General features: G+C 40.4%; 8 protein-coding genes and 1 pseudogene. 5 read left to right on the plus strand and 4 right to left on the minus strand.

The window, feature by feature from the left end:
- Positions 1 to 69: 69 nt before the first annotated feature.
- Positions 70 to 3,318, plus strand: coding sequence for a WD40/YVTN/BNR-like repeat-containing protein (locus QQK02_RS14505; RefSeq protein ID WP_284208822.1), 3,249 nt, complete (start codon positions 70 to 72; stop codon positions 3,316 to 3,318).
- A gap of 93 nt (positions 3,319 to 3,411) precedes the next feature.
- Here the strand turns inward: QQK02_RS14505 and QQK02_RS14510 are convergent, their stop codons facing one another.
- On the minus strand, positions 3,412 to 5,499 hold the full coding sequence (locus QQK02_RS14510) for a M13 family metallopeptidase (protein WP_284208823.1): 2,088 nt from the start codon (positions 5,497 to 5,499) through the stop codon (positions 3,412 to 3,414).
- Positions 5,500 to 5,905: 406 nt separating this feature from the next.
- On the opposite strand from QQK02_RS14510, the gene QQK02_RS14515 reads away from it, so the two are divergent.
- Entirely contained in the window at positions 5,906 to 6,679 is a 774-nt protein-coding gene (locus QQK02_RS14515) for an NRDE family protein (protein WP_284208824.1), read from the plus strand.
- 104 nt (positions 6,680 to 6,783) lie between these two features.
- Here the strand turns inward: QQK02_RS14515 and QQK02_RS14520 are convergent, their stop codons facing one another.
- The 3 genes and pseudogenes from QQK02_RS14520 to QQK02_RS14530 form a co-directional block, all read right to left on the minus strand.
- Positions 6,784 to 9,090: a S9 family peptidase gene (locus tag QQK02_RS14520; protein ID WP_284208825.1), complete on the minus strand. Its 2,307-nt coding sequence runs from the start codon at positions 9,088 to 9,090 to the stop codon at positions 6,784 to 6,786.
- Positions 9,091 to 9,329: 239 nt separating this feature from the next.
- The gene (locus QQK02_RS14525) at positions 9,330 to 9,470 is read right to left on the minus strand and encodes a hypothetical protein (RefSeq protein ID WP_284208826.1); all 141 of its coding nucleotides are present in this window, start codon (positions 9,468 to 9,470) and stop codon (positions 9,330 to 9,332) included.
- A 15-nt stretch (positions 9,471 to 9,485) separates the two neighbouring features.
- Positions 9,486 to 10,913 (minus strand): annotated as a pseudogene (locus tag QQK02_RS14530) (arylsulfatase).
- 374 nt (positions 10,914 to 11,287) lie between these two features.
- On the opposite strand from QQK02_RS14530, the gene QQK02_RS14535 reads away from it, so the two are divergent.
- The 3 genes from QQK02_RS14535 to QQK02_RS14545 all read left to right on the plus strand — a co-directional run bounded on the left by QQK02_RS14535 (position 11,288) and on the right by QQK02_RS14545 (position 13,445).
- On the plus strand, positions 11,288 to 11,749 hold the full coding sequence (locus tag QQK02_RS14535; RefSeq protein ID WP_284208828.1) for a LysR family transcriptional regulator: 462 nt from the start codon (positions 11,288 to 11,290) through the stop codon (positions 11,747 to 11,749).
- Positions 11,740 to 12,210 carry a type 2 periplasmic-binding domain-containing protein gene (locus tag QQK02_RS14540; RefSeq protein ID WP_284208909.1) on the plus strand — a complete coding sequence of 157 codons (471 nt, stop codon included), beginning with the start codon at positions 11,740 to 11,742 and terminating at the stop codon, positions 12,208 to 12,210. Before QQK02_RS14535 ends, QQK02_RS14540 begins: the two co-directional genes overlap by 10 nt.
- Before the next feature lie 257 nt (positions 12,211 to 12,467).
- Positions 12,468 to 13,445: a methylenetetrahydrofolate reductase gene (locus QQK02_RS14545; protein WP_284208829.1), complete on the plus strand. Its 978-nt coding sequence runs from the start codon at positions 12,468 to 12,470 to the stop codon at positions 13,443 to 13,445.
- The last annotated feature ends 99 nt before the right edge of the window (positions 13,446 to 13,544 follow it).

Here is a 13,544-nt window from a genome sequence, read left to right on the forward strand (position 1 = left end):
CTTGATTAGATATTCACCACAATCTATTGTCGTAATCGGAACAAAATAACAATTATTTGCGGTGGCAAAATGAAATCACTATTTAAGGTTGCACTGGCTGCATCCGTATTACTCTCAAGCTCAGCTTTACTCGCTGACGACGATAAATCAATGTTAAAAAGTAGCACCTTCGATGCGCTGAAAATGCGTAATATTGGTCCTGCTTATATGTCAGGTCGTATTTCTGATATTGCTGTTGATCAAAATAACCCTTCTACATGGTATACAGCGGTTGCTTCTGGCGGCGTTTGGAAAACAGAAAACGCTGGTACCACATGGGAGCCAATATTTGATAAACAAAAAGTATACTCAACAGGTGATGTAACTATTGATCCAAACAATTCGAATATTGTTTGGGTAGGTACTGGTGAAAACAATGGTGGTCGTCACATCAGTTTTGGTGACGGCGTATACAAGTCTTTAGATGGTGGTAAAACATGGAAGAATATGGGGCTGAGTGAATCAGAGCGTATTTCAGACATTATTATCCACCCTACTGACTCAAATACTGTTTGGGTTTCTGCACAAGGTCCACTTTGGACAAGTGGTGGCGAGCGCGGTTTATATAAAACCACTGACGGCGGTGAAACCTGGAAGCAAGTGTTAAAAACTGCTGATAAATGGACAGGCGTAACCTCGCTACTTATCGATCCTCGTAACCCTAACAAACTTTATGCTGCAACGTGGTCACGCCAACGCACCGTAGCATCATACGTGGGTACAGGCCCAGGTTCAGGTATTCACACATCAGATGATGGTGGTGAAACATGGACAGAGTTAAAAACCGGTTTACCGTCAGGCAACATGGGTAAAATTGGTATGGCTATCTCGCCAACTAACCCTGATGTCGTTTATGCAACCATTGAAATAGACAACCGTAAAGGTGGTTTCTACCGCTCTGAAAATCGCGGCCAAAGTTGGACAAAGATGTCTGACGAAGTTGGTGGCGGTACAGGCCCTCACTACTATCAAGAAATTTTTGCCGATCTGCATCAATTTGACCGTGTTTATATTGCAAGTAACTACAGTAAAGTGTCTAACGATGGTGGTAAAACGTGGACACCAATTAGCACTAAACGTAAACACGTAGATGATCACGCTTTCGCCTTCCATCCAACAGATCCTGATTTTGTATTAATCGGTTCTGATGGTGGTATTTACATGTCTCATGACCGCATGGAAAACTGGCGTTATATTGCCAACCTACCGCTAACACAGTTCTATAAAGTAGCACCTGATGACGCTACACCATTTTACAACGTATATGCTGGCGCTCAGGACAACTCGACACAAGGTGGTCCATCACAAACACGCAGAGCAGAAGGTATTAAAAATAAAGATTGGTACTTAACGCTAGGCGGTGACGGTCATCAACCCGCAGTTGAGCCAGGTAACCCAGACATTATGTATTCTCAATGGCAACAAGGTAACTTGATGCGTCACGATTTAAAAACGCGTGAAAATGTTTATGTAAAACCACAGCCATTGCCAGGCGATCCTGCTGAGCGATACAACTGGGATGCACCAATCAATGTATCTGCCCATGATCCAAAACGTATTTACCACGCGTCACAACGTGTTTGGCGCTCAGACGATCGCGGCGATAGCTGGACAGCAATCTCAGGCGACTTAACCAAAGACGGCAATCGCATGCATATGCCAATGATGGGGCGAACGTGGTCAGTAGAAGCGGGTTGGGATATTTATGCAATGTCTAACTACCACACTATTGCTAACTTCTCTGAAAGCCCTGTTGACCCAGACGTACTTTGGGTTGGTACTGACGATGGTTTAATTCAAGTAACAACTGACGGTGGTAAGAACTGGAAAAAAATCGATCTAGCTAAAGTAAAAGGCGTGCCTGCGACAGCTTATGTTAATGACATTCGTGCTGACTTATATGATCGCGATATCGTTTATGTTGCCTTAGATAACCATAAATATGGTGATTTCAAACCTTACTTAATTAAGTCAACAAACTTAGGTAAGAAGTGGACTTCTTTAGCCGATAGCTTACCTGAGAAACACTTAGTTTGGCGTATCGTACAAGATCACGTAAATAAAGACTTAATGTTCTTAGGTACAGAGTTTGGCATATTCTTCACCGTTGATGGCGGCGATAAATGGCTTGAGCTTAATGGCGGCATGCCAACTATTTCAACGCGCGATGTGAAAATTCAACGCCGTGAAAATGATTTAGTTGCTGGTACTTTTGGCCGTGGTATATACATCCTTGATGATTACGCTCCACTTCGTCAATTAACCGCTAAATCTTTGCAAGAAGACGCATTACTGTTTGCACCAAGTCGTCCTGTTAAATGGTTCCGTATAGACAGAAGCCACGCAAGAACAGATGGTGATGACCGTTTTGCTGCGAAAAATCCTGAACATGGCGCTACGTTAACTTACTTCCTAAAAGATAGTTTGCAAACAGCTAAACAAAAGCGTCAAGCCAAAGAGAAGAAAATGGTTAAGGATAAGAAGTATCCTAAGTACCCTTCTTGGGAAGCAATTGAAGCTGAAAATCAAGAAGCTAAGCCAGCTGTATATATTGAGATAAAAGATGCCGATGGCAACTTTGTTAATCGTGTTACAGGTAAAACCAAGAAAGGTTTACATCGCGTAACTTGGGATATGTCATACGCAAGTGCCAATGCTATTACTAAATCACAACGTTCTCGTGGTGGTTTAATGGCTGCGCCAGGTAAATATACGGCGACGTTATTTAATCGCGTTGGTACAACAATTACGCAACTTGCAGAGCCAGTAGAGTTTGAATTAAAAGCAATTTTTGAACACGCCTTACCAAGTTCATCACCATCTGAAGCATTTACGTTTGGTAAAGATGTAGCTACTGCTCAAAGACGTGCTTCTGCAGCAAATGCTGTACTTGACGAAGTGACTAAAGCTGTTGAAGCATTGCGTACAGCAATCGATCGCACGCCGGGTGACGTGTCTGCATTAGAAGTAAGCTACGCATCCATTCAAACTGAAATTAATGAGATCAACAAATCGTTATACGGTCTTGAATCTCGCAACCGCAAAGGCACTAAACCTGCAAATGTCAGCAGTCGATTAGGTTATGCGATGTCAGGCATGCGCTCATCTTATGGGCCGACTCAACAGCACCGTGACCAGTTTGCATTTGCGCTTGAAGGAATTGATTCGGCGACTAAACGTATTAAGGCGCTACAAGAAGACGCAGTTCCTGCACTTCAAAAAGCAATTATCGATGCTGGTGGTCCATGGACACAAGGCGCACCGGTGATTCTTGATTAAGTGTTGAATTAGCTGAACGTTAAATCATTTAAGTTAAATAACAAAAGTAAAATGGCACCTCTATAAGGTGCCATTTTTTATATTACCTGTGTTTTACCAAATACGAACACGTTGGTCTTCAGGAAGGTACAGAGCGTCGCCTGGCTTCACATCAAACGCTTTATACCAGGCATCATGGTTACGCGGCGCAAGCGCTCTAAATTGACCTGGCGCATGCGTACCTGCACGTAACTGGTTCAACATACTTTGCTCAGTGCGTTTCTCTTTCCAAACTTGTGCCCAAGCTAAGAAGAAACGCTGATCACCCGTTAACCCATCAATTACTGGCGCTTCTTTACCATTTAAGCTTAATTGGTAGGCATGGTAAGCCATTGCTAAACCACCAACATCACCAATATTTTCACCAAGGCTGTTACGACCATTAACGAAATTCTCTGGGATTGGTTCATATTTAGAATATTGCTCAGCTAGCATATCTGCTTTGCCATCAAACGCTGCACGATCTTCATCTGTCCACCAGTTACGTTGAATACCATTAGCATCTGACTTAGAACCTTGATCATCAAAACCGTGACCCATTTCATGTCCAATTACCGCGCCAATAGCACCGTAGTTAACAGCAGCATCAGCATTTGGATCGAAGAACGGCGGCTGTAAGATTGCCGCAGGGAACACAATCTCATTAAATGAGCTGTTGTAGTATGCATTAACACGCTGTGGCGTCATGCCCCAACGATTACGATCTGTAACCTTTAGTTCTTGAGAAACACTATCAGCTCGGAAGAACTGACGCATGTTTTGAACATTACCAACAAGATCAGTTTTGCTAATCGTTAAACCATCGAACTCTTGCCACACATCTGGGTAACCAATTTTGGGGTTAAACGCCGCTAATTTAGCTTTGGCATTCACTTTTGTTTCATCGCCCATCCAATCTAAACCGTCGATACGTTCACCTAGGGCTTTACGCAAGTTTTCAACTAGCTCAGCCATTTGAGTTTTTGATGACTCAGGGAAATAACGATTTACATAGACTTTACCAATGGCAAAACCTAAAGATTGCGTGCCAGAAAGCTGAGAAATTGCGCGTTTCCAACGAGGACGCGGTTCTTGTTGACCACGTAACTCTTTACCGTAAAATTCGAAGTTTGTATTGAAAATATCTTCTGAAAGCATACTTGCGTTGCCGCGAATTGCGTGGAACGTTAAGTAGTCTTTCCAAACATTAATGTCTTCGCTGTTAATCAAACCAATCATCGCTTTAATTGGCTCAGGCTGAGACATATTTAATTGAGGAACTTGGTAACCTGTTTGTTCAAAGTATAAATCCCAGTTGAAGCCAGGGTACTCACTATTTAAATCAGCACGCTTAATTTGATTTAATGTTAAGTCACGGTTACGACGCTTTTCACGAGGCCAGTGGCCTTCAGCAAGTTTAGTTTCCAACGCTAAAATCGCTTGAGCACGCTCAGTACCATTTTCAACACCAGCGAACGCTAATACTTTAGCAATGTGAGCAACGTAAGCCTCACGCGTTTTTACAAAACGCTCACTTTCTTCTAAATAGTAAGAACGATCTGGTAAACCAATACCACCAGCGCCCATCGACATTTCATACTGGTTAGGGTCTAAACGGTTAAACCACATACCACCACCAATCGGCGAAGAAACACCGTTTAACCAAGCATTACCAAATATTTTAGTTAAGTCATCAACAGATTTAGCAGCTGAGATTTCATCTAATGTTGATTGAATTGGGCTAAGGCCTTTTTTATTAATGGTCTCAACATCCATGAATGCATGATAGAAATCAGCAACCATTTGCTCTTCTGCATTTAAATCACTGCGACTTGTGATGTCATCAATGATCTCTTTAACTTGCTTTTCACTGCGCTCAGCCAATGCAGTGAAGGCACCAAAACGGGTTTTGTCTGCTGGCATTTCGTAGTTTTTGTACCACGTACCGCTCGCATACATAAAGAAGTCATCACCTGGTTTAACGTCTAAATCACGTGCTGATAAATCAACACCAAAGCTACCTAACTCAGCTTTACCTTGATTTGCCATGGGTGCTGGTTGTTCTTGTTTTTGTTCTGCAACTTTTGTTTCCGTTACTTGCTGTTCACCGCAACCGGCAAACAATACGGTGCTCAGTGCAGCAGCAACCAAAGATTTTTTCATAATAGATTCCTTAATAAATTTTATTTCTAGCGCATAATTCGCCACTAGTTAACGTTTTTTTAACGAACATCGTAGCAAATAACAACTTTATTTAGACTTACGTACAAAAAAACAGGACAGTTTACTTTACACATAAGTCTTTGAATGAGTAACTTTGCCAAAGTTAATCGCTTTTTCTTATTAAAAACCAAGCAGATATATCCGCTAACTAAGACCAACATAACATAATTACAGAACTTAAAAGAAATAACTCAGGCTAGATTTTTAAAAGTATCTCAACAGTATATTGTTGTTATCAACATTCAAGCCATGCCATATACCGACGAACAAAAGTAATGGCTTCTTTTATTAAAACCGTTAGTGCGTTAAGTTACGAAAAAGCACTTTACATGTCATAGGTATCAAAATGTGCATATTATTTATCGCGGTTAAACAACACCCTCGCTATCCGCTGATTATTGCTGCCAATCGCGACGAGTTTCACGCCCGCCCGACAGATCCTATGCATTGGTGGCCAACAAAAAGCATGCTTGCCGGAAAAGATCTTCAAGCTAATGGAACCTGGCTTAGCTTTTCAAAATCTGGCCGACTCGCTGGTTTAACGAATTATCGACAATTACCGCTCAAAGAAGGCAACTTTGTCAGTCGCGGAGAGCTTCCTTTATTGGCATTGTGTGCGAGTGATCGTGATCTTAAAAATTTTTTACAAGCAAAGAGTGAAAACTACCAAGGTTTTAATTTGCTTTTCGGTGATCAAAATACATTGACCTGCTTTGACAGCGTGAGACAAAAATTTACGCCATTGAGTAGTGGCTTTCACAGTATTTGTAATGGTGCTTTAGACGATGTTTGGCCAAAGATGGCAAAAGGTGAACAGGCACTTGAACACTATATTAAGGACCATCATACGGTGACTCATGATGCGTTACTTTCCCTATTGCAAGATACCCAACAAGCACCTGATGAGTTACTGCCTGATACAGGTATTGGTTTAGCATGGGAAAAGACGTTAAGTGCGATTATGATTCAAGGTGAAGAGTACGGTACACGTTCGTCATGCATTTATACCTTGTCATCGGCAGGCAGAGCTGAGGTAACCGAAGTCACATACTCGCCTCAAGGGGACATGGTTAATCGCGAAGAGTTTTCTTGGAAAATAGAAAGCAAATCATCTTTTTAGGCTATTGTACTGGTTGAGAGTGGAGAAGCCTTTCTGTAAGCGTGGGATCGACGTTTGAAAACCCCAGAGTTTACTGAGGTTTTCAAATTTATCAGGGTAGCGCATTAAGGCTTCAAATGCTCAACAAAGTAGTTCGTCATCATCGTTTTAATATGCAGTGTCGTCCCCTCACCTTCACGTAAGCTATGGCTGCGATTTGGATAAGACATAAAATCAAACTCTTTATTATGCTTAATTAGCTCATTAATTAAACGTTCTGCACCTTGATAATGCACATTATCGTCACCTGTACCATGAATAAGTAGGAGGTCGCCTTGCAAGTTTTTAGCGTGGGTGATTGGCGAGCCTTGTTTGTATCCTTCTTCATAATCAGGTAACAAACCAGAGTACCTTTCTTGGTAAATAGTATCGTAAAGCTTTTGATCTGGCACAGGCGCAGACGATATACCAACATGATATTGCTCAGGGTACCTAAACATCATGTTTAATGTCATTGAGCCACCACCTGAATGTCCCCAAATACCGACACGTTCGCTATCAATAAACGACCATCGTTTAGCCATCTCTTTTAGTGCATCAGATTGGTCTCGTGAAGATAACACACCAATTGCACCATAAACCTGTTTGCGCCACTCGCGTCCTTTAGGCGCGCGCGTTCCGCGGTTATCTATTGAGGCAACTAAGAAACCTTTTTGGGTAAGTAGTTGATCCCAGAAAAATGCGTTGCCACGCCATCTATCTTGAACCGTTTGACCCCAAGCTTCACCGTAAACGTAAAATATAATTGGGTACTTTTTATTGGGGTCAAAATCAACAGGTTTCATTAAGTAACCGTCTAGCACCACACCATCTTGGGCATTTACTTGGAAAAACTCAGTTGACGCTAACGCCATTTCATTTACTTTTTGAGTTAACCCATCATTATCCATTAACTGATGTTGCTGTTTATGGCCTTCAACGTTAATTAGAAACTTTCTTAACGGTTGCTCAACACTTGAATGAGTATGAATTGCCCATTGACCATCATCTGATAAGTAATAACTATTTGAGCCAGAAAATGCTTCAGGGGTTACTTTTTGATTAACAATACTTGCATCAAGTTTACTGCGATACAAATAACGCTGACTGACATTTTCAGGTGATGCGCTGTAATAAAGCCAACCATGCTTTTCGTCGACTTTAATCAAATCTACCGTATCAAATTCACCGGGTGTTAAATCAAGCTTTTTAGTGCCATCTCGACTAATTTTATAAAAGTGACGCCAGCCCGCTTGTTCACTGGTCCAAATAAAGCTTTTACCATCGGCTAGCCAAATTGCATCAGTGATACCATCTAAAAAGTGCTCATCTTTTTCTGTATAAATGGCTTTGCTTTTACCGCTATTAACATTGGTAAGATATAAAATATTGGTGTCTTGTTTACGATTTAAATGTTGGACAAGCACTTCGTTGCTATTTCCTGTCCAATTCATGCGAGGAACATACATCTCTCGTGAATTATTAGGTAAATCAGCCCACACTGTGTTTTGGTCCGCTAACGAGACAATACCCACGCGAGCTAATGCATTTGTTTCACCAACCTTTGGGTAAGGGAATTTGGCAATAGTTGGGTAAAGTTCATCGGTGTTGTTGATCATAATGAAATCTTTACTGCCTGAAGTGTCTAATTGCCAATACGCAATTTTGCTGCCATCAGGGCTCCAGCGAAATCCATCTTTAATAATAAATTCTTCTTCGTAAACCCAATCAAAAAGTCCATTGATGATGCCATTGCCAGACGAATTAGTTAGCGCCGTAATCTGGTTATTTTCAATTGATTCAACATATATTTCATTATTGAAAACATAGGCAACTTTATCTCCTTCCGGTGAAAACTTGGCAAACATCAGGTTACTTGGAGATGCCATCGTACCACCAAGCTGTTTTAGTTTTTTGCTCTGCAAATCAAATAACCAGTAATCGCCTCTTGAATTCGAACGCCATACTTTTTTACTGTTCGTGTAGATAAGAAGCTTATGGCGATCTTCAGACCAAATATAGTCATCTATGGTTAGTGGTGATTCAGCACCTTCTGGCGTCAACTCCGACGCACTAACCAATACGCTTCTAGCTAACGTATCAGGCTTGTAAACGGCAATATCTTTACCGATAGCTTGCTCTTCGCCGCTTTCAGTCGTTGTTGTTATCGTTGAATTTTCAATCGCTGTATAGCCCGAGCCATCTTTTAGCCAGCGAATGCGGCCAATACTTTCCGACTTAAATACTTTTTCTTTATATATTTGTTCTAAAGATAAGGCTGACGTATTTGGTGTTACCGAGTTTGCCTGTTCAACCGAGGATGTTTGACAAGCAGAGATAGAGAAAGCTAAAAGACTTACAGATGCAAGCTTCAGCGCAAAGGATATTTTCATAAGGTACGCTACTGACTTTGTTGTGGATAGAATTTTATTATTAAACTGTCGCTACATTAGCGATTTATAGGATTGTATACAATAGTCAAATTAGACAAACCCACTAGAATGAGACGAAACAACAATCGCAATAGACCACTAACAAACCAAATGGTGTCGGTTTTCCAATATTTTTTCACTTGCCAAAAAAACAATAAAAAAGCCACAACTTATGTTGTGGCTTGTTCTATCGACAACAATTACTTGTTGATTTTTTTCACTGCGGCTTCTACTTCAGCCAGTGTTTTCTTCATTTGCTGCTCTGCTAAGAACTTATAGTCAATACCAGCAGCAGACAATGAAGAGCCCGGTTGGAATGGGTAACCTTGTAACGTCCCCATAAACTCTTTTACTTTTTACTGCATTGGTACGAATAACCACATATTGTCGGCATACCAGCGTAAGTACATTTGTGATTCATCCCACATTTTCTCATATGGATCAGCTTTTAGATTAATCACTACCGGCCAAGCAGGTGTTGTTCGTACAGCCTCGTTTATTGCTCCCTCTTGAATAGCGAAGTGTGCTTTCCAGTTTTCCCAACACACTGCGTTTAATTGCCCCGTTGCAGAAAAGTAGTAAATAGCGTCACGTGGTGAGTCATCTTCTTTGCCCGTTAAGTAATCAGATAAGTCATAACCATCTAAGTGAACTTTAAATTCTTTGCCGTTTGCACGGTAGCCGGCTTTCATTTTAGCTGGTAAGTCTTTAATACCAGCGGCTGATGCAAATGTTGGCATCCAGTCTTCGTGAGATACGATACCATTAACTTTTGAGCCAGGCTCGATTTTACCAGGCCATTTAACGATAAATGGCACACGGAAACCACCTTCCCACGTTGTACCTTTTTCACTATGGAATGGTGTGATACCACCGTCAGGCCATGTGACCATTTCTGCACCGTTATCAGTTGAGTACATAACGATAGTGTTATCAGCAATACCTAAATCATCAAGCTTGTTCAGTAACAAACCTACATGATCGTCATGCTCTACCATGCCATCAGGGTATAGACCAATACCTGTACGACCTTTGGCTTCTTCTTTTAAACGTGTCCATACGTGCATACGTGTAGCGTTATGCCAAATAAAGAATGGTTTCTTTTCTTTGTGTGCTTTATCGATGAACTTTAAGCTAGCAGCTAAAATTTCTTAATCGGCAGTTTCCATTCGCTTACGTGTCATAGGGCCTGTATCTTCGATACGACCGTCAGAATAGGCTTTAATTACACCGCGCGGACCAAATTTCTTTTTAAATTCATGGTCTTTCGGGTAGTAATAGGTCTCTGGCTCTTCTTCAGCATTTAAGAGATATAAATTGCCATAGAATTCGTCAAAGCCATGGGCTGTTGGTAAATGATTGTCTTGATCACAAAAATGGTTTTTACCGAACTGTCCTGTCATATAACCTTTGTTTTTCAAAACATCGGCAATCGTTGGTGTCCAATCTGGAATACCGTGAGAAGAACCTGGCATACCAATGGTTAACATACCAGTACGGAACGGTTGTTGCCCCATCATAAATGCGGCACGACCAGCAGTACAACTTTGCTGTGCATCAGCATCAGTAAACATTGCACCTTCGTTTGCTAGGCGATCAATGTTTGGCGTTTGGTAGCCCATCACACCATGGTTATACGCACTGATATTGTGAACACCAATATTGTCCCCCAAAATGGCTAAAATGTTTGGGTGCGAAGTATCTGTTGTAGCACTCGCTAAACCTGATGCAGCAATTAAGCTAACACCTAGTGTAAGTTTACTTAAGCTTTTCTTAAAAGACATAAAGACTTAAAGACATAAAGACATCCTATAAAGTTTCTCTGACAAATAGCCAAACCACAGGCTCACATCGATGATTTAAATGAGTTCACCTAATTGATTTACTATCGCTAAAAATCGGTAATTTGCTGAATAGATGAAAGTGCAATGTAAAAATCTTAGCTACAAGTAAAAGTAACAACAGAACAATGACTTAAACATAACATCGCATCCATTCCAAAAATCTGACGTGAATTATAAGAGCGTAAAAACGTGGTTAGAAATGAAAAAGAAAGCTGGTAACATGAATTGTATTCACAGCAAAAACTAAATACCTGAATTTATTCACTTTTATACTAATAATAACTGAATGTTTTTATTTTTTTCGACGGTAATTGATGAATAACTTTAGAGCGTCTGACCTTAAGCTACTAGTCGTATTTTCAGTGCTCATGAATGAGCAAAATTTAACGCGTGCTGGTGAAGGGTTAGGTATGACGCAGTCTGCCATTTCCCACGCACTTAAAAGGCTAAGAAGTTTATATAATGATCCATTATTTGAACGTAAAGCTGGCAAAATGGAGCCAACGGCTAAGGCAAGAAACGTATTCCCGCTAATTGACCAAGCGCTGCAAGATATTGATAGCACTTTGCCAAGTAAAGAAGTGCTACCACCTGAAAAACTTAAACTTGAATATCGCATCAACATTACCAATCCATATAATGCTGTTTATCTACAAAAATTGGGGGAACATTTTTATCAAAAAGCACCAGGGGTGACTTTAACGATAACCTCTGACGTACTGAGTGAGCCTGTTCAGTCTCTAAAAAAAGAGAGTACGATCTTAATATTGATTTAAACGAACTAACTGATGAGAGTTGCCATAACGCAAAACTGTACACAGACAAAGTGCTGGTGATTGCAAAAAAAAATCACCCACGATTTAAGCAAAAAAAGGAAATTAGCTTAGACGAATATCTTAATGAACAACATGGTGTAATTGTCCCGAGAAGCTCTGTAAGAAATGTGATGAGTTTATTTACCAAATTCCCATTTGAGCGAAAAGTTGCTTATAAAAGCCAAAGTTTTATCGACCTTTTTAACGCAGCAATTGTCACTGATATGATTTGCGCGATACCGAGCACCTTGATATCAACACTTGATGGTCAATATGAATTTTTGACATTTGAGCCACCATTTGAATACACCAGACCAAGTATCTATATGAATTGGTACTGGGGCGTAGAATATTACCCTTCTCATCGATGGATGAGGCAAGAAATTAAAAACATCTACCAAGAGCTCACTTCGCTTTTATAGCATTTTTAGGCTGTTAACTGGATTTAACAAGCACATTTTAACAATCAACCGTTTTTAAAATATTAGCCGCGAGGGTTGTGTCTTCTTAAAGAAAAAACCTAGGGTCGAGTAAAGGTTAATGCTGCCCCTACGACATAATAATTATCTCGAATTACACGCGCTGAAATATTAAATATTTTTACCCCCCTCTTTATTTTAGACGGCTAAACACCTATACTTCCATTTTATCATTAAAAAATAAGTGTAAAGGCGTGACTTTGAATAAGGGATCTGAATTAAAAGCTCGATATAACGATAACAATCGAGGTGTATACTTCATTGGCACAACGCCACCTAAAAGCGATACGCCAGTTGAACAAGTAGACACTATCGCGCAAAAACTACTTGAAAGAGTCAGTGATATAGATGTCGATGGCTTTATCGTATATGACATTCAAGACGAAGGCTCTAGAATAAACACACCCAGACCATTCCCCTTCAAAAGTACGCATGATCCCCGCTTATATGCTTCTTTGCTCAACAATAAATCGACAAGGCCAGTCATCACCTATAAAAGTGTCGGTAAATTATCTGTTGAGGATATTCATCAGTGGGCTGATGAAGCTTGGCAAGAATACAATATTAGAGACTTAGTACTTGTTGGTAGCCCATCGCATAAAAGTGAAGTATCTTTGTCATTAGATGATGCCTATAAAGCACTGCAAGAAAATGAGCACAACTTTTTCACCGGTGGCATTACCATTGCTGAACGCCATGCTAGTAAAGGCAATGAGCACCAACGTTTAATTGAAAAGTATCAACAAGGCTGTAACTTTTTCATTTCACAAGCGATATACAACCCACAAGCTACCATCGATCAGCTCACTCGTTACGCGATTGAATGTAAAAAGTTAGGCTTAAAACCACAACGAATTATTTTGACCTTCTCACCTTGTGGTAGCGAAAAAACCTTAGAGTTTATTGAATGGTTAGGTGTGAGTGTACCTGAAGCCACTAGTTTGCGTATTTTAAATGCCGAAAAGCCACTTTATGAGTCGATTAGAATTTGTTGTAACAGCTTGCAGCAAATCTTAGACGCGGTGATCCCATACAACTTGCCACTTGGTTTAAATATAGAGAGCTTAACCAACCGCAAAGAAGAAATAGACGGTTCAATTCTTTTGTATAAATTACTACGTTCAATGATGGATAATTACTTGGCGAAAAACGAATTATTGGAACTTAGCCAAGTTTAAATAATGCTAATAAGCATTGTTAAGATTAGAACTGATACTGCTTCCAAGGCTTGGAGGCTTAGGTATGAAATTTACTGAGCTATGAGCCCTCTTTGCAAT

The organism is Thalassotalea eurytherma (assembly GCF_030161415.1).
Classification (GTDB): Bacteria; Pseudomonadota; Gammaproteobacteria; order Enterobacterales; family Alteromonadaceae; genus Thalassotalea_G; species Thalassotalea_G eurytherma.